22 protein-coding genes and 1 pseudogene are annotated in these 16494 nt (G+C 47.5%); 15 read left to right on the top strand and 8 right to left on the bottom strand.

Annotation, left to right across the window (positions count from 1 at the left end; all coding sequences use genetic code 11):
• Positions 1-19: 19 nt before the first annotated feature.
• The 4 genes from dapD to ABXJ76_RS13250 all read right to left on the bottom strand — a co-directional run bounded on the left by dapD (position 20) and on the right by ABXJ76_RS13250 (position 3444).
• Positions 20-838, bottom strand: coding sequence for a 2,3,4,5-tetrahydropyridine-2,6-dicarboxylate N-succinyltransferase (gene dapD, locus ABXJ76_RS13265; RefSeq protein WP_432741135.1), 819 nt, complete (start codon positions 836-838; stop codon positions 20-22).
• A gap of 8 nt (positions 839-846) precedes the next feature.
• Complete coding sequence (gene dapC / locus ABXJ76_RS13260; protein WP_432741134.1) at positions 847-2094, bottom strand: succinyldiaminopimelate transaminase; 1248 nt, start codon at positions 2092-2094, stop codon at positions 847-849.
• Between the two features lie 3 nt (positions 2095-2097).
• Positions 2098-2880, bottom strand: coding sequence for a M48 family metallopeptidase (locus ABXJ76_RS13255; RefSeq protein ID WP_432741133.1), 783 nt, complete (start codon positions 2878-2880; stop codon positions 2098-2100).
• 72 nt (positions 2881-2952) lie between these two features.
• Positions 2953-3444 (bottom strand): TlpA family protein disulfide reductase, encoded by a 492-nt coding sequence (locus tag ABXJ76_RS13250; RefSeq protein ID WP_432741132.1) that lies wholly within the window; start codon positions 3442-3444, stop codon positions 2953-2955.
• A 479-nt stretch (positions 3445-3923) separates the two neighbouring features.
• On the opposite strand from ABXJ76_RS13250, the gene sdhC reads away from it, so the two are divergent.
• From sdhC to ABXJ76_RS13180, 14 genes and pseudogenes are all read left to right on the top strand, one after another.
• Positions 3924-4313 carry a succinate dehydrogenase, cytochrome b556 subunit gene (sdhC, locus tag ABXJ76_RS13245; RefSeq protein ID WP_432741131.1) on the top strand — a complete coding sequence of 130 codons (390 nt, stop codon included), beginning with the start codon at positions 3924-3926 and terminating at the stop codon, positions 4311-4313.
• Positions 4303-4683: a succinate dehydrogenase, hydrophobic membrane anchor protein gene (gene sdhD, locus ABXJ76_RS13240; RefSeq protein WP_432741129.1), complete on the top strand. Its 381-nt coding sequence runs from the start codon at positions 4303-4305 to the stop codon at positions 4681-4683. The genes sdhC and sdhD overlap by 11 nt, the downstream gene beginning before the upstream one ends.
• 3 nt (positions 4684-4686) lie before the next feature.
• A complete protein-coding gene (sdhA, locus tag ABXJ76_RS13235) occupies positions 4687-6471 on the top strand; it encodes a succinate dehydrogenase flavoprotein subunit (RefSeq protein WP_432741128.1) in 1785 nt (594 codons plus the stop codon).
• Positions 6471-7256, top strand: a complete 786-nt coding sequence (locus tag ABXJ76_RS13230) for a succinate dehydrogenase iron-sulfur subunit (protein WP_432741127.1) — start codon at positions 6471-6473, stop codon at positions 7254-7256. Before sdhA ends, ABXJ76_RS13230 begins: the two co-directional genes overlap by 1 nt.
• Positions 7257-7318: 62 nt before the next feature.
• A complete protein-coding gene (locus ABXJ76_RS13225; RefSeq protein ID WP_432741126.1) occupies positions 7319-7486 on the top strand; it encodes a succinate dehydrogenase assembly factor 2 in 168 nt (55 codons plus the stop codon).
• Between the two features lie 78 nt (positions 7487-7564).
• A pseudogene (locus ABXJ76_RS13220) lies at positions 7565-7696 on the top strand (succinate dehydrogenase iron-sulfur subunit); the annotation flags it as partial.
• Positions 7696-7941, top strand: a complete 246-nt coding sequence (locus tag ABXJ76_RS13215; protein WP_432741125.1) for a succinate dehydrogenase assembly factor 2 — start codon at positions 7696-7698, stop codon at positions 7939-7941. The pseudogene ABXJ76_RS13220 and the gene ABXJ76_RS13215, both read left to right, overlap by 1 nt.
• A 162-nt stretch (positions 7942-8103) precedes the next feature.
• Positions 8104-8631 carry a zinc ribbon domain-containing protein gene (locus ABXJ76_RS13210; RefSeq protein ID WP_432741123.1) on the top strand — a complete coding sequence of 176 codons (528 nt, stop codon included), beginning with the start codon at positions 8104-8106 and terminating at the stop codon, positions 8629-8631.
• A gap of 343 nt (positions 8632-8974) precedes the next feature.
• Positions 8975-9508: an REP-associated tyrosine transposase gene (locus ABXJ76_RS13205; RefSeq protein WP_432741122.1), complete on the top strand. Its 534-nt coding sequence runs from the start codon at positions 8975-8977 to the stop codon at positions 9506-9508.
• A gap of 337 nt (positions 9509-9845) precedes the next feature.
• Complete coding sequence (locus ABXJ76_RS13200; protein ID WP_432741121.1) at positions 9846-10163, top strand: hypothetical protein; 318 nt, start codon at positions 9846-9848, stop codon at positions 10161-10163.
• 137 nt (positions 10164-10300) lie between these two features.
• On the top strand, positions 10301-10837 hold the full coding sequence (locus tag ABXJ76_RS13195) for an REP-associated tyrosine transposase (protein WP_432741120.1): 537 nt from the start codon (positions 10301-10303) through the stop codon (positions 10835-10837).
• Positions 10838-10981: 144 nt separating this feature from the next.
• On the top strand, positions 10982-11512 hold the full coding sequence (locus ABXJ76_RS13190) for a copper resistance protein NlpE (RefSeq protein WP_432741119.1): 531 nt from the start codon (positions 10982-10984) through the stop codon (positions 11510-11512).
• Positions 11513-11631: 119 nt separating this feature from the next.
• Complete coding sequence (locus ABXJ76_RS13185; RefSeq protein ID WP_432741117.1) at positions 11632-11856, top strand: hypothetical protein; 225 nt, start codon at positions 11632-11634, stop codon at positions 11854-11856.
• 143 nt (positions 11857-11999) lie between these two features.
• Positions 12000-12671 carry a DedA family protein gene (locus tag ABXJ76_RS13180; RefSeq protein WP_432741115.1) on the top strand — a complete coding sequence of 224 codons (672 nt, stop codon included), beginning with the start codon at positions 12000-12002 and terminating at the stop codon, positions 12669-12671.
• Between the two features lie 415 nt (positions 12672-13086).
• Here the strand turns inward: ABXJ76_RS13180 and ABXJ76_RS13175 are convergent, their stop codons facing one another.
• Positions 13087-13404 carry a hypothetical protein gene (locus tag ABXJ76_RS13175; protein WP_432741114.1) on the bottom strand — a complete coding sequence of 106 codons (318 nt, stop codon included), beginning with the start codon at positions 13402-13404 and terminating at the stop codon, positions 13087-13089.
• Between the two features lie 399 nt (positions 13405-13803).
• Here ABXJ76_RS13175 and ABXJ76_RS13170 point away from each other — a divergent pair, with 399 nt between their 5' ends.
• Positions 13804-14451 carry a DUF2459 domain-containing protein gene (locus ABXJ76_RS13170; protein ID WP_432741113.1) on the top strand — a complete coding sequence of 216 codons (648 nt, stop codon included), beginning with the start codon at positions 13804-13806 and terminating at the stop codon, positions 14449-14451.
• 57 nt (positions 14452-14508) lie between these two features.
• Here the strand turns inward: ABXJ76_RS13170 and ABXJ76_RS13165 are convergent, their stop codons facing one another.
• From ABXJ76_RS13165 to ABXJ76_RS13155, 3 genes are read right to left on the bottom strand one after another with little or no spacing between them, the layout of a single operon-like run.
• Positions 14509-14898: a DUF2934 domain-containing protein gene (locus ABXJ76_RS13165; protein WP_432741112.1), complete on the bottom strand. Its 390-nt coding sequence runs from the start codon at positions 14896-14898 to the stop codon at positions 14509-14511.
• 28 nt (positions 14899-14926) lie between these two features.
• The gene (htpX, locus tag ABXJ76_RS13160) at positions 14927-15805 is read right to left on the bottom strand and encodes a protease HtpX (protein WP_432741110.1); all 879 of its coding nucleotides are present in this window, start codon (positions 15803-15805) and stop codon (positions 14927-14929) included.
• A 43-nt stretch (positions 15806-15848) separates the two neighbouring features.
• Positions 15849-16445: an Hsp20/alpha crystallin family protein gene (locus ABXJ76_RS13155; protein WP_432741108.1), complete on the bottom strand. Its 597-nt coding sequence runs from the start codon at positions 16443-16445 to the stop codon at positions 15849-15851.
• Positions 16446-16494 lie beyond the last annotated feature (49 nt).

The raw sequence follows: 16494 nt of genomic DNA, 5'->3' as shown, positions 1-16494 counted from the left end.
GGTGCGAGTCAGGTTCCGCTTAATCCCTCAACAATTCATTAATCCCTGTTTTGCTGCGTGTTCTTTCATCGACCTGCTTGATGATAACTGCGCAATACAAGCTGTATGTGCCGTCTTTTGATGGCAGGTTGCCCGGAACCACAACTGAACCGGCTGGAACGCGGCCATAGCTGACTTCGCCAGTCATGCGGTTGAAGATTTTGGTGCTTTGACCGATGTAAACGCCCATTGAAATGACCGAGCCTTGTTCAACCACAACGCCTTCAACGATTTCCGAGCGTGCGCCGATAAAGCAGTTGTCTTCAATGATCGTTGGCCCTGCTTGCAAAGGCTCCAAAACGCCGCCGATGCCGACGCCGCCGGAAAGATGCACGTTCTTGCCGATTTGCGCACAAGAGCCGACGCTGGCCCAGGTGTCAACCATAGTACCGCTGTCTACATAGCCGCCGATGTTGACGAACGAAGGCATTAACACCGCGCCCGGCGCAATGTAAGCACCGTGACGGACGATGGCATTAGGCACGACGCGCACGCCGGATTTTGCAAAGTCGTCGGGTGAATAAGTGCTGAATTTGGCTTCAACCTTATCGTAATAACGGCTGTTGCCGCCTTCGATCACACGGTTTTCGTTGATTCTGAACGACAGCAATACGGCTTTTTTCAGCCATTGGTTGACGACCCACTCGCCGCTGGTTTTTTCGGCAACACGGGCTTTGCCGCTATCCAGTAAGTTGATGGCTTCTTCAACGGCTGCACGCACTTCAGCGGATACGTTGGCAGGGGAAATGTCGGCACGGATTTCAAAGGCGTCGTTAATGATGTTTTCTAGTTGTGACATGGTTTCTTTTATAAAGAGTTAAGGAAGTTTTTGATGCGCTGCGCGGCTTCTATGCATTCATCCAAGGGTGCAACCAAGGCAATTCTGACGTGGTTAAGGCCGGGATTGATGCCGTCAAAATCGCGGGATAAGTAACTGCCGGGCAGTACGGTGATGTTTTGCTGAGCAAATAGCTGCTGCGCGAATTCGGTATCGGCAATCGGTGTTTTCAACCAGACATAAAAACTGGCCGGTGGCTTAGTGGCGGTGCAAACATCGCCAAGAAGTTCGATGAAGGCGGCGAATTTCTCGCGGTATAAGCGCCGGTTTTCGACAACATGATGCTCATCTTTCCAGGCTTGAATGCTGGCATGTTGGGTAGGCAAAGGCATCGCGCAGCCGTGATAAGTCCGGTATTGAAAATAGGGTTTCAATAGCTCGGCATCGCCGGCAACAAAGCCTGAGCGTAAACCCGGTGCGTTGGAGCGTTTGGATAAACTGTGGAAAATAACGCAACGTTTGAATGCCGTGTTGCCCATGTTATAGGCGGTTTGCAGCAAGCCCGGCGGCGGATTGCTTTCGTCGTCATAGATTTCGGTATAGCACTCGTCGGAAGCGATCACAAAATCATGTTTTTCCGCCAGATTGAGCAGCTTCTCCTGGCCGGCCTGATCGATCACCGAGCCGGTCGGGTTGCCGGGCGAGCATATGTAAATCAACTGGCAGCGTTGCCATATGTCATCCGGCACCGCGTCAAAATCCGGTAAATAGCCGGAGTCTTCCAGCGTGTTCAGAAAATAGGGCTCAGCCCCTGCCAGCAGAGCCGCGCCTTCGTAAATCTGGTAAAACGGATTCGGCATGATCACGATGGGCTTTATCGCCAGGGATGGCGTGTATGCCGCAAGCCTGTCGGGAACAGGCGCGGCGCCAGTCGGATCGATCAGGCACTGGGCAAACGAAAATAGAGCTTCGCGGGTGCCGTTGACCGGCAAAACCTGGGTTTCAGGGTTAATGATATTAGCCGGAATCTGAAAACGTCGGCTGATCCATTCGGCAATCGTCTGCCTGAGTTCAGGCAGACCTTTAGTGGTTGGATAGTTAGCCAAACCATGCAAATGGGTTAACAGCGCTTCCTGAATCAAATGCGGGGTGGCATGAGTCGGCTCGCCCATAGACAGGGCGATATGCGGCTTGTTCGCAGGCGGAACAATGCCTTGTTTAAGTTGCGCCAGTTTCTCGAATGGGTAGGGATGTAAATGTTTTAAATTAGGAGTCATTGATTAGTTACAACGCGGTTGTTTACCCTGTGCTTGAGCTTGCTGGAATAGTCCCATGGCTTGCGGCATGCGCTTTTCCAAGTCTTGAATGCGGGTGGCATGCGAAGGGTGAGTCGACATGAATTCTATCGGTTGCTTGCCTTGCGTTGCCTGTTCCATTTTTTGCCACAAGCCGACGCTTTGTCTTGGATCAAAGCCCGCTTTTGCCATTAAATCGACGCCGATCATGTCGGCCTCGCTTTCATGGACGCGGCTGTAAGGCATCAGTATGCCGTATTGCGCGCCGACTCCCAGCATGCCCAGCGCCGTTTGCCCGAGGGCGGTTTGAGGGGCGCTGACTGCCTGAATGATGCCCATGCCCGAACTGACCGCCATTTCTTGCGATGCCCGTTCATTGCTGTGTTTGGCGAGAACGTGGCCGATTTCATGGCCGATGACTGCAGCCAATTGATCCTGATTGTCGACCAGTGTGAGCATTCCGGTATGTACGCCGATTTTATTGCCGGGCAAGGCAAAAGCGTTAGGCGAGGCATCTTCAAAGACTACGACTTCCCAGTTGCCGCCGGTTTCCCGGATAATGGCCCCGGCAATACAGCTGGCGACCTGATTATATTTGCTGTTAGTGCTGACAGGTTTTTGTTTTTTCAGGTTATCAAAAGCCTGCAAGCCCATTTGATCAATTTGCGTATCAGGCATGAAAACAAGTTGGCTTCTACCTGTAGGGCTGGTGATGCAGGCGCTTAATAGGCAGGCAGTTAGCAGAGCTGGAAATGTTTTTTTTAACATAAAAAATGGCCGGTAGTTTTAGTTATGTCGGCCATTTTAACGTAACTTTTTATCTGGGGTTTAAAAATGTAGTTACTCAGGCTTCAGGATTTTTGTGAACATCTCGTCGTACTCTTGTTTTGACAATACACCGCTGACCCCGGTACGTTGATGGGTGTTATCGAAGAAATAGGTTCTGGGTAGCTCACCATACCATTTAGGATCGATTTCAAATTGCATTTTCTGGGTGTTTTCATCGGCATAAACCCAGTTTTCAATATCGGATAATTGATGTTTTTCAAGTATCGTCTGGATTTGTTCGGTTGCCGATAACTCATCTGCCGCCAGCATGATCATGTTGAGTTCAGGCCTGCTCTTATGAATATTGCTTAACAGCTCCATGTCTTTCAGGCAGGAAGAGCAGTTTATCGACCAAATGACCAGCATGAATGGCTGATTGGCGTTGCTGGTCAATATTTGCTGATAACTTCCTGAGGTGAATGCCGATGGCTCTGCTTGCGCAGGTGAGTAAAGTGGGGCTAAAAGGAGAAACAAAAGATAAGGGAAAAGTTTTTTTAGGCGCATGATTAATTTTTTATAAGTAGTGTGAGCGAGTTGATTCACCGGAAGCAAACGGTAAAAGTGTGTCATATGACTTGGTTTAATGTGTTAACTAACATAGTTTAATTGAGGGTGATACAGGCAGTTTGCAGAAAGCAGCAAAGCGAATCTTGTCATTCGGCAGTCATCCTGTTGCCACATATTTATTATTGTAGCCTAAGGTTTCAGCAAAAAAAAATGGCTGCTGTTTTGGCTAATAGATAATGGTGTTTTTTGGCATTCAAAGCTGGCTCTGATTGCTTTTCGGTTCTGGTCGGGTATCACTTATTAACGGCACAAAATTTCATCAGGAACATCAGTGCAACAGGCTATAAATGCCGGTTTATTAACTTAGCGGGGGTCTATAATTTGTGGTACAACATAATATCAGCCGATATTAACGACTATTGCATCGACTTTTGATTTGGATGATCATTGAATAAACATAACCACTGGATAATACTATGGCGATAAATACCAACCGACCCACATCCCCACATTTGCAAGTCTACCGACTGCCTTTAACTGGCATTATTTCCATCAGCCATCGAATTACCGGCGTTATGCTCTCTACTGGATTGTTCTTATTTGTTTATGTCATTTCGGCGCTGGCAGGCGGCGAAGATTCATATAAGGCAATGCAGGCCGTCATGAATCTATGGTTGCTCAAACTGGTATGCTGGGGCTTTGTTTACGCGCTGTTTTTTCACCTGTGCCACGGCGTTCGCCATTTGATTTGGGATTCCGGCAACAGCTTTGAACTGGATACGCTAAACCGCTACGCGATGATTGAGCTGGCGGCATCATTGGCGCTGACTTTAATCGCTTTTGTGTGGGGATGTTATGGATTATAGAACGCCTTTATCCCGAGTTCGGGGCTTGGGTTCTGCCAAAAGCGGAACGACTCACTGGTGGATGCAGCGCGTCACCGCCGTAGCGCTGATCCCGCTGTCTTTTTGGTTAATCTATTTTCTGGGTTTGAGTGTGACTGCCCCTTATCAACAGACCGTAGACTGGTTGGCATCACCTATTAATAGCGTCTGCATGGTAGCGTGGATCATCGCCGTTTTCTACCATGCCGCCTTGGGTTTGCAGGTGGTGATTGAAGATTATGTCGCCGCCGAAGACAGTAAGATTATCTCAATCTGGGCCGTTCATCTGGCATTCTTGTTTTTGGCGATTGCGGCTTTGCTGGCCGTATTTCGCATTGTATCGATAGGGTAACTCATGTCCGCAGATTATAAAATTATTGAACATACTTACGATGTGGTTGTCGTCGGCGCTGGCGGCGCTGGCCTTCGCGCTACCTTGGGCATGGCGGAAAAAGGCCTTAAAACCGCCTGCATTACTAAAGTGTTTCCCACCCGCAGTCACACCGTCGCCGCGCAAGGAGGTATCAGCGCGGCGTTGGGCAATATGGGCGAAGACGACTGGCGCTTTCATATGTACGACACCGTCAAAGGCTCCGACTGGCTGGGCGATCAGGACGCGATTGAATACATGTGCCGCGAAGCCATGGCTGCGGTTATCGAACTGGAGCATTACGGGGTGCCTTTTTCCAGAACTCCCGACGGCAAAATTTATCAACGTGCGTTTGGCGGCATGACCACGCATTATGGCAAAGGCACAGCACAACGTACTTGTGCGGCGGCCGACAAGACCGGTCATGCGATTTTGCATACCTTGTATCAGCAGTCGTTAAAACATAAGGCCGAATTCTTCGTCGAATATATTGCGCTGGACTTGATTATGGAGGACGGTGAATGTCGCGGTATTTTGGCCTGGTGTCTGGATGACGGCTCGCTGCATTTGTTCAAATCCCATATGACTGTATTGGCGACCGGCGGTTACGGGCGTACCTTTTTTTCCTGCACCTCGGCGCATACCGTGACTGGCGACGGTAACGCGATGGTATTGCGCGCCGGTTTGCCGTTACAGGATATGGAGTTTATCCAGTTTCACCCGACCGGCATTTATGGCGCAGGCTGTTTGATCACCGAAGGCGTCAGAGGCGAGGGCGGTTATCTGACTAACTCTGAGGGCGAGCGCTTCATGGAACGCTATGCGCCAACCGCCAAAGACCTGGCTTCACGCGATGTGGTCAGCCGCGCGATGACCATCGAAATCAATGAAGGTCGCGGCGTAGGCCCACTGAAAGATCATCTCTATCTGCATATCGAGCATCTTGATCCGGCTATTATTCACGAACGTTTGCCGGGTATTTCCGAAACCTCGCGGATTTTTGCCAATGTCGACATCACCAAAGAGCCGATTCCCGTTCTGCCGACCGTGCATTACAACATGGGCGGCATACCGACCAATTACAAAGCCGAAGTCGTAACCTTAAACGGCGACAATCCCGATGCCGTCGTGCCGGGCCTGATGGCAATCGGCGAGGCGGCCTGCGTTTCCGTGCATGGCGCCAACCGTTTGGGCTCAAACTCGCTGCTCGATCTGGTGGTGTTCGGTCGCTCCGCCGCGATACGCTGCGCGGAACTGATCAAACCCGGATCAAGGCAGAAACCCTTGGCCAGTAATGCTTGCGACAAAGCCATCGCCCGTTTCGATGAAATCCGCAATGCCAATGGCAGCCGCAGCACCGCCGATATACGTCTGGATATGCAAAAAGTCATGCAGGCCAAGGCGGCGGTGTTCAGAACCGGTGCCACGCTGACCGAAGGCATCAACGCGATGGCGGAAGTCAGAAAAACCTTTGCCGACGTCAAAGTAGCCGATAAATCCCTGATCTGGAATACCGACCTAGTTGAAACGCTGGAGCTGGATAACTTGCTGAGCCAGGCCACCGTGGCGATCAACGCAGCAGGCAACCGCACCGAGAGTCGGGGCGGCCATGCACGGGAAGATTACCCCAAGCGCGACGACGAAAACTGGCTCAAACATACCCTGACCTGGCTGGAAGGCGATCAGGTTAAAATCGATTACCGGCCGGTGCATATGTACACCTTGACCGACGACGTTGACGTAATTCCACCAAAAGAGAGGGTGTACTGATGGCTGAATTTACCCTGCCTAAAAATTCGGTGTTAACCGAAGGAAAAACCTTTAAAGCGCCTGCCGGAGCAACCAACATCCGCCGCTTTGAAGTATACCGCTGGGACCCCGAGTCCGGCGAAAACCCGCGGATCGATGCATTCGAACTGGACATGAGCAGCTGCGGCCCGATGGTGCTGGACGCGATCCTGAAAATTAAGAATGAAGTCGACAGCAGCCTGACCTTCCGTCGATCCTGTCGCGAAGGCGTTTGCGGCTCCTGCGCGATGACCATCAACGGCAAAAACTCTCTAGCCTGCACCAAAGCCATCGATGCTTATCCCGGCACCATCAAAATCTACCCGTTGCCGCATTTGCCAGTCGTTAAAGACCTGGTGCCGGATCTGACCCATTTTTATGCGCAATACGCGTCGATCAAGCCGTGGATAGAAACCCAAACCCCGCCGCCTGCGGATTCCGAGCGCCTGCAAAGTAAAGAAGACCGGGAAAAACTCGATGGCTTATACGACTGCGTGCTGTGCGCCTGTTGCTCGACCAGTTGCCCCAGTTACTGGTGGAACAGCGAGCGTTACCTGGGGCCTGCGGTGCTGCTGCAAGCCTATCGCTGGCTGGTCGACAGCCGCGACGAAAGCACCGGCGAACGGCTCGACGAACTGGAAGACCCGTTTAAGTTGTACCGTTGCCATACGATTATGAACTGCACCGATACCTGTCCTAAGGGCTTGAATCCGGCCAAGGCTATTGCCGAGACCAAGAAACTTTTGGTGCAGAGAAAGTTGGGCTGATGGAGGAGCTGGCTCGATTAAAGTGGCAATGTCGGCGCGGGACTAAGGAGCTGGATTTTCTGTTGAATAGGTATCTGGAAACGGGATATTTGGTGGCGGATCAGGAGGAGAGGGGTTTGTTTGTGGAGTTGTTGGGGATGGAGGATGATGAGTTGATGGGGGTTCTGATGGGAGACCGAAAGCCGGAACCGAAAGAACTGGCAGGTCTGGTTAATAAAATAACCAAGTAGGGTACGCATCGCGTACCTTTTTTGGATTTGATCAATCGGAACGTTTTGCAAATGGTACGCGATGCGTACCCTACAGGGCTGGAAGACCCGTTTAAATTGTATCGTTGCCATACCATTATGAACTGCACCGATACTTGCCCTAAGGGCTTAAATCCGGCCAAGGCCATAGCTGAAACCAAGAAGCTGTTAGTGCAGAGAAAGTTGGGTTGATGGACGAGCTGGCTCGGTTAAGGTGGCAATGTCGGCGCGGGACTAAGGAGCTGGATTTTCTGTTGAATCGGTATCTTGAAACGGCGTATTTGGTGGCGGATCAGGGGGAGAGGGATTTGTTTGTTGAGTTATTGGGGATGGAGGATGATGAGTTGGTTGGGGCTTTGATGGGGGATTTGGTTATGGGGGGAATGGGGGTTTTGGTTGGGAAGATTAGGGCGTTTGCGGGCCGTAGGTTGGGTTAGGCGCTAGCCGTAACCCAACACTTCACGCGAAAAATGTCGGGTTACGCTACGCCAACTCGACCTACCTAGCTTTTAGCTGTGAGCTCGTTTTGAGTGGTTGTTTTTTTTGCGGTTTGCACTGTTCTTAAATTTATCCGGTGGCATATCAAATTTGGAGAGTAAATGAAAGGTTGGGGAAGTTTTCTAATTATTATTGGCATTATTTGTGCCTTTTCAGCAATTACAATGGATACGTCAGTTGCAACTGGCTTAGGCGGTCGAGTCAATAATTTAGGACTCATGAATCTTCAAACGAATTTGTTAATTGGTGCTGGTATTGCTTTTATTTCTGGAATAATGCTAATTGGATTTAGCTCTAAATCCAGATCTGGTGCGTCAAGGAGAAGCCAAACAAATGACAACAATAAAAAATGCCCATATTGTGCTGAAATAATAAAAAAAGAAGCAGTAATATGCCGTTATTGTGGTAAAGAGCAAGTCACTGTCGAAATTATAAATACTCCAGAAGAATCATTGGCTACACCAGAAGATTGTGAAAGAGTTCTTCTTGAGATTGGCTACAAAATGATAAAAAAAGAAAATGGATGGGTAATTATAGAGCCTCTTGGAGAGCGTGCTGCCATCAATACTTTTGTCAATACTTTCCACGAGTTAGCAGAATATGCTAATTCGAAAAGAACGCTGCTGTAAGGCAATGGGATGGACTTCCAGAATGGCGTGGAGTTCGTGGATAATGTACAAGCGGAACGGGGTTTGTAACCCCGTTCCTAACGTTTCTACGATGTTCAAGCTAAGCGGCTACATTTAATCCCCGCAAAACGTTTCGAACGGGGTTACAAACCCCGTCCGGCTGTCGTGTTGACGGTAGACGCCGTTCAGCGGTGCATCATGTCGTAAACAATTTGGTAAGAAGCGACGAAGCAAGTAGCCTGGATGGAGCTTGCGGAATCCGGGGCTTCGTGGCGCTGATCATCCCGTATTCCGCTACGCTTCATACGGGCTACGCGAATTTCTAACTCAATGATGGTGCGGTATGGTGTTATATCGGCGGAACCGGGTTGCTGGAGGGACGTATTTCTTTACGGTGACGTTGCGGGATCGTTCCTCCGATGTCTTGGTGCGGCACGTCGGGCTATTGCGAAGCGCATTCCGCCGGGCGCGGACGGAACGACCTTTCACCATCGATGCCATTGTCATCTTACCGGATCACTTGCATGCCATTTGGACGCTGCCTGACGGCGATGTCGACTATTCGGGGCGCTGGCGGGCGATAAAATCCCACTTCACACGCGATCTGCGACTATCGGGAATGCCGTTAACTCCCGACAACCGTGGCGAATATCGGCTTTGGCAACGACGATTTTGGGAGCATACGATCCGCGATGACACTGATTTTCAAAGGCATGTCGATTATATCCACTGGAATCCGGTAAAACATGGGTTGACTCAATGCGTTGCCGACTGGCCGTATTCTTCGTTCCACAAATACGTCTGCCACGGCTTGCTGTCGGCTGAATGGGCTACCGCTGTCAACGAAGATCAAAGTGCATACGGTGAATTGGCATAATCAATGTGTAATCCCTAGCTTCGTGGCGCTAATTTAATGGGCGTCCCCTAATTATCTTCCCGCGCTGGGTTTTCGGCTTTGAACAACTCGCAGATAAGCCAAGTAGGTCGGGTTAGCGATAGCGTAACCCGACATTTTGCGTGAATGTGTCGGGTTACGCTACGCTAACCCGACCTACCCATCTGTAAGGGTTTTCTGTTTTTTACGCGCCAGCTCATCCACGATGACAAGATCATCGATGGCCACAACCGGTATAAACAAGCAGTATCAGATATTCAGCCAGTGAATAAGAGTTTATAGTGACATCCCTTTAATTAACCCTGCGAAAGGATATATGATGTTACGAATACTTTGTGTGATTTTAGTTTACTGCATCTTAGCTGCTTGTAGTATTACGAATCAAACGCCAGCGGCGCGGTCTCTACGTGAACTTGGTTCAACAGACGGTTGCACACTAATTAAAACTGATGAGATCAATAATGCATCATTTGGCGCTTATCCAGAAGTGTGCAAGGAACGCGCCTTTTCAGAAATGAAGAATCTTGTTGCTCAGCTGGGCGGTAACGCATATCGCTACCAAATCATACAACTAGCTCCTTGTTTAATGGGAGGTACGACAATTTCTTTCGAAGCGTATTCCTGCACGATTCGATAGCACCTTAGGTTGGGTTAGGCGCTAGCCAAGTAGGTCGGGTTAGCGATAGCGTAACCCGACATTTTGCGTGAATGTGTCGGGTTACGCTACGCTAACCCGACCTACCCATCTATCCATAATGATTATTTTCACAAATTATGCATTATCGCCGTGTTTATATCGAAGGTGGCTGTTATTTTTTCACCGTTGTTACCGAAAAACGCCGAAAAATATTTTCTGAGGATGAGAATGTCAAACGCCTACGCGCCGCATTTAAAAGCGTCATGAAAAAACGCCCTTTTGTGATTAATGCCGCCGTTGTCTTACCTGACCATCTACATTTTATCTGGACGCTTCCTGAACATGACAGCGACTACTCAACACGCTGGCGACTTATCAAATCCGCATTTACCAAACAATACCCTGATAAATCGATCATTCAAAATGCTAACCGTAAAAAGAAAAAACAACAGGAACTATGGCAACATCGTGGGTGGGAACATTGTTTGCGTGATGAACGGGACTTTCAACAGCATATTGATTATATCCATTACAATCCCGTAAAACACGGGCTTGTAAAACGCGCCACTGATTGGCAATATTCAAGTATTCACCGATATATAAAATCAGGTATGCTGGATAAAAATTGGGGTGAAGGTGAAATGGATTTTGCTGATGATATTGGCTATGAATAATTGCAATGAGCAAAAAATGTCGGGTTACGCTACGCTAACCCGGCCTACACCTTGCAGAATCCGGGGATTCGTAGCATTCGTGGCCGTTCAGGTTGATCGGCAAACATTAAACGTGAATTACGCATTAAAAAAAGAGGTATTTATATGCAAACATTAAAAAAACAATTAAAACAAAATCTGATGTTGATTTTCTTCAGCATTCTGCTTCCTGCTAATATTGCAGTGGCAGGAACAGACCAAGCAGACCAAGAAAAACTTCTTAGGGCGCGTGTAAAGAGCTATGAGCAAAATACAGATCACACAAGCCATTTAACCCCTGTCGATAAGAGCCTGGAGTTTCATGGCGTTTTTTACGGTTATCTCCCTTGCAACGATTGCGATGGAATTAAAGCGACACTGTCGTTAAAACAAAACAACAATTATCTGTTGGTGACCCAGCCAGCAAAAGAATCCTCAAAGGAGTTTTATGAAAAGGGAAAATATACTTGGAATGAGGAAACCCATACCGTTGTTTTAACGCCGCGTAAGGAATCAACTATACGGCAATATCGTATTGAAAATGAAGGAACGCTGATTCAGCTTAACAGCGATGGAACTAAGGTGACAGGTAAGTCAGATCGCTATACTTTACGCAGAAGCGATACGGTAAAGTCACGTGAGGTACATATTCACTAGTTCTCACGTTTCTGTGATGCCTGAGCTAAGCGGCTACACATAACCAACGCAAAATAGTTCGAACGGGGCAACATGCTCCGTCCGGCTGTGTGTAACTCTGTTGGGTTACGACTGCAAGGATGCAGGAGATAGAGCAACGCAGGAGCAGTTGCCGAGGCGCTAGCCGTAACCCGTACCGGCAAGGTTACCGCAGCTTCAAGCGTTCGGGACAGGATTCAAAACGACTGGAAAAATGGTCTTTATCCTTACGCGATTGGAAAGCCGCCATTAATCAGTTTATGATGCTGCTTCAGGATAAAAGTCTGATTTTTATGATCCATGTCCAATACGTTATAGGCTATTGAAAACGAAGTTTTTAATTTAATTTGATGACGGTAAACAGGGTTACAATTGCTTCCATCCTACTTTGAAAACGTATAACTTTAAAAAATAAAACTCATTGAGAATCAATGGGTAAGCTCCTAAAAAGTATGCGATTTTAACTCGGATGATGGGCGTAGAGCAGTATCTCAACGAAATTAAGGATTTTATGGAAGAATTATTTATTGGTTGGCTTAAGGAGTACGGTTACATTGTTTTGTTTCTGTGGAGCATATTCGAAGGGGAAATGGGCTTAATTATGGGAGGAATTCTGTCCCATACCGGTGATATGCAATACTGTACGACAATTTTTGTGGCGGGTCTGGGTGGTTTTACTGGAGATCAAATCTATTTTTACATTGGCCGCTTTAATAAAGGCTATATTCAGCGCAAACTGCATAAGCAGCGGCGTAAGTTTGCCATTGCGCATTTGCTGTTAAAAAAATATGGTTGGCCTATTATTTTTATGCAGCGCTATATGTATGGTTTGCGTACCGTCATTCCCATGTCGATTGGTATTACCAAGTATTCGGCAAGAAAATTTGCATTAATTAATCTTCTTAGCGCATGGGTATGGGCCGCAATTACCGTAACACCTGCTTATTTCTATGGTGAGGAAATATTAAGTTTATTGCGTGTTGCTAAAGAGCATTGGTATTTTGTACTACCAATAGCTGGAGGGGTTCTATATGGAATCTATGCCTATGTTCAAAAACTGGAGCGACATTTTTTAGAAAAAAGAAATAACCGTTTTTTGGACATTGCTGAACAGAAGCTGGGTAGCTCCCAAGAGCTATAGCTATGCACATCGTATATCCTTTCCAAATACGGTAAGGAGCATGCGGAATCCGAGGCTTTGTGGCGCTGATCTACGGGATTTTCCAACTCATTGATGGTGCAACAGGGTGTTATAACGGCGGAACCGGGTTGCTGGCGGGCGATAAAGTCCCACTTTACACGCGATCTGCATGCATCTGGAATGCCGTTAACTCCCGACATCCGCGGCGAATGTCGGTTTTGGCAACGACGATATTGGGAGCATAGGATTCACGATGGCACCGATTTTCAACGCAAATCAACGTGACTGCGGCGAAACACCGTGCAACGCTTAAGGTAGTGGCAGACCTCGTGCTTTGCAGATGACGCGTTTTTTGGCGTTACTCTTTATGCTGCTACTTGATCCTTTGTTGCTTTTAAACAGCAAAGAAGAGATTTCACTCTTTATGTCCTTTCGTCAACCAAAGGAAGGCGCCGAGGGCTACAAGTAAAAAACTGCTGCCGAAAAGTATGCCGACAGGATAATACAGATTGCCAGCCAATTCTAACTGACTATATTTTATAATCATTATCAGCGCTTCCAATACAAGTGCAATGCAGGCTGTTCCGACAAATCGGGTGATTATTCTTCTGATATTGGAGTATATGTTTTCTTCATCATCTGAAGAGCTGTATTCTTTACTAATGCCAGCACCAAGTTCAAACATAGCTAAGGCGATAACAAAGGTATTAACGGCGTGTATTACCGTTGTCATAAACTCTCCCTGAGGATTGAGCGCATAACCTACAAAATCATAACTTGCTATAAGTACTAATAAAATCGACAAAGCATGAAATATTACGGCAAATATTGCTCCACTACCCTTTTATAGCCTATCAAGATACAGTCTCTCCTTTCGGTGAAAAAAAATCGTTTTAACGCTTGTTTGCATCTACTTTAACCTGATAAAAGAATTCACGCTACACTGTGAAAGTATTATAAAAAGTAATGGCTTAGCTCTGTCTTTGAAAAAAAGCTTTTTCCGATTTCGTGGGGTACTTATTATATGTAGCGTTCATCCTTCAAGCGGGACGAGGCAGCATGCCGGTCTTGCATCTTTGATGAATCTAAAATTTGAACGTTTTTTCAGTAAAATGGGATAAATACTTTTTTCATGTCACTAAAACTGCTTATCCTTCTGGTTTTTGGTTTCATGCACAGCGGCTGCTCTTTGGCTCCGGTTGAAAATGCTCAAGCTGAAGAAACAACCATTTATATTGTCGATCACGGGATGCATGCCGGCATCGTTATCGATGCCGAGTCAGTGACTGAAATTATTCAGGGATTACGGTTCAATTTTGAAGATATAAGCTTTATCGAATTCGGTTGGGGCGATCAGGCTTTTTATCAGGCCGATTCTTTTTCGGTGTTTTTGGCCATCAGAGCATTATTTTTTCTTACCGGTTCAGTCATGCATGTCGCAGGGCTTAGTGATCGCCCCGAGTTTTATTTTCGGCATAGCAACATGGAAGGTATTCGGATTCCGCGAGAGCGTTTAAAGTCCATGTTACGGTATATCGATAGCTCTTTCGCAAGGGACAGTCAGGACGCTTTAATCGGATTGGGTCGAGGCCTGTATGCATACAGTACATTTTACGACGCTAAAGGGCGTTATCATTTGTTCAACAATTGTAATACTTGGGTTATGGAAGCGTTAGCCGAGGCGGGGTTTTCAAAGCGAGTATGGCCAACTTTAACCGCAAGCAGCGTGATGCGTCAGGTTAGAAAATTTCCACAAAGTTTGCTCGTGGAAACTGAGTAGTAAAACGTTTTGAACGCTGCGCGGACTCAAAAACTGGGAAACCTCAGTTTCTATGCATCAATACCATGCTGAAATCAATTTTCGGCACTCGGCTCTCCATTGGCATTCCATTGCTTCGCAATTCATATTGATTCCAGGTTGGAAGCAAGGTCTATGTCCGGCAGCATTTTGAATGGCTCGTATCAGTTCTATTTCTGAAAGAATATCCTCCGAATTTTTAATGCCGATAAACTCTGCCAACTGTTGCAAACTTAAAATTGTTATCGCTCCGTCTTCTTCTAAAATATAAATGTACAGGGTTATCAGCATATTGGAATAGTCTAGTTCAGCCTCTAACCAGTCGGCTAATTCTTTGCCGGGCTCAAATTTTCTGGCTAGGGCTTTGTAATAAGCCGCTTCTGAAATCCATTGATGCCGATTAGCTGGCTTTACGGCATGGCTTAGCATTGACTGAAATCATGTTGTCTATATCCTCTCAACGGATATTTTGTAACGCCGCAATACGCTCTTCCAAGGGCGGATGGCTCATAAACAGCTTGCTGATGCCACCCCTGCCGTTAATGCCGAAAGCCGCCAGTTGTCCGGGCAGGTCTTGCGGTTTGTATTCACGTTGCAAGGCATGAAGAGCGCTGATCATTTTTCCCCGACCGGCCAACTTGGCGCCGCCGGCATCGGCTTTAAATTCCCGGTAACGCGAGAACCACATGACCAGCAGTGAGGCAAGAAACCCCAAGGCAATTTGCGCAACCATCTGGGCGAGAAAATAACCCATGCCATGCCCCCGTTCGTTTTGGAGGATGACCCTGTCAACCACATGACCGATGATGCTGGCAAAAAAGTAAACGAAGGTGTTTACCACGCCCTGCATCAAGGCCATTGTCACCATATCGCCATTCGCGACATGACTGATTTCATGACCGATCACGGCTTCAACCTCATCGTTACTCATGCGTTGCAGCAAACCGGTGCTGACCGCTACCAAGGCGCTGTTCCGGTTCATTCCGGTAGCAAAGGCGTTGGCTTCCGGCGCCTGAAAAATACCGACTTCCGGCATGCCGATGCCCGCCTGTTGAGCTTGTTTAGCTACAATAGTCAGCAGCCATTGCTCGGTTTGGTTTCGTGGTTGCTCGATAAGCTGAACGCCCATGGCCTGTTTTGCCGACCACTTCGACATGGCTAAGGAAATGACCGAGCCGGTCATGCCGATGATTGCCGACATGACCAGCAGTGCGTTAAGGTCGATATTGATGCCCTGAGCATCTAAAGTACCGGTTAAGCCCAACAGGCTAAAGACAATACTGATCACAACCATTATTGCGACGTTGGTCGCCAGAAAAAGAAATATTCGCATCATCGTGAAGCCTGCTATATCAAGTGAAATTATCAGGGGCTAAAAACTATGTCTTGGGAATCGTAATGGTCAGCACACCTTTATGGTATTCGGTTGTCATTTTGGCCGCGTTGATAGGGCCAGGTAGGGTTAATGCCCGTTGGAATTGACCGACGAAACGCTCCCGGTATTGGTAGTTACCATTTTTATCATCCGTTTCATCTTTTGCATGCTCGGTTTTAATGGAAATGCGCAAGACCTGATTTTCTAGTTTTACATCCATGGATGATTCATCGGCACCGGGCGCATTCACCGTCACAATATAACGATCCGACTTTTCCTGTAAATCCACGTCAGGTGCAGCGCTTAAATTGCCTAAAGGGGTTTTCATATGAAAACGCGAAAATGAATTATCGAACATTCGTTCCATTTGATTTTGCATGTGCTGGATTTCCGCATAAGGATTCCAGGTCCGTCCCTTAAAGAATTCGTCATCCATAACCGACTTGGGACGATTCGATGGTTTGGTTTGTGGAGCTTCAGTCTGACTATACGGCTCGGCCAGCTTATTAAGCCGGTCATTCAGTCGATAGGTCATATAAGCTTGTATTCCCAGAGCAATCACGAGTGCAGCGGCTAAAGCGGCAATGGTTTCATTTTTCATTGGTTTTCTCCAGGAGAAAATGCCGGTGTGGCAAAGTCGTTTTAAGCCT

This window comes from Methylobacter arcticus, assembly GCF_050917435.1.
Lineage (GTDB): Bacteria > Pseudomonadota > Gammaproteobacteria > Methylococcales > Methylomonadaceae > Methylobacter_A > Methylobacter_A titanis.
Note: the sequence above shows the minus strand (reverse complement) of the source record. Positions and strands in the feature narration are given on the sequence as shown.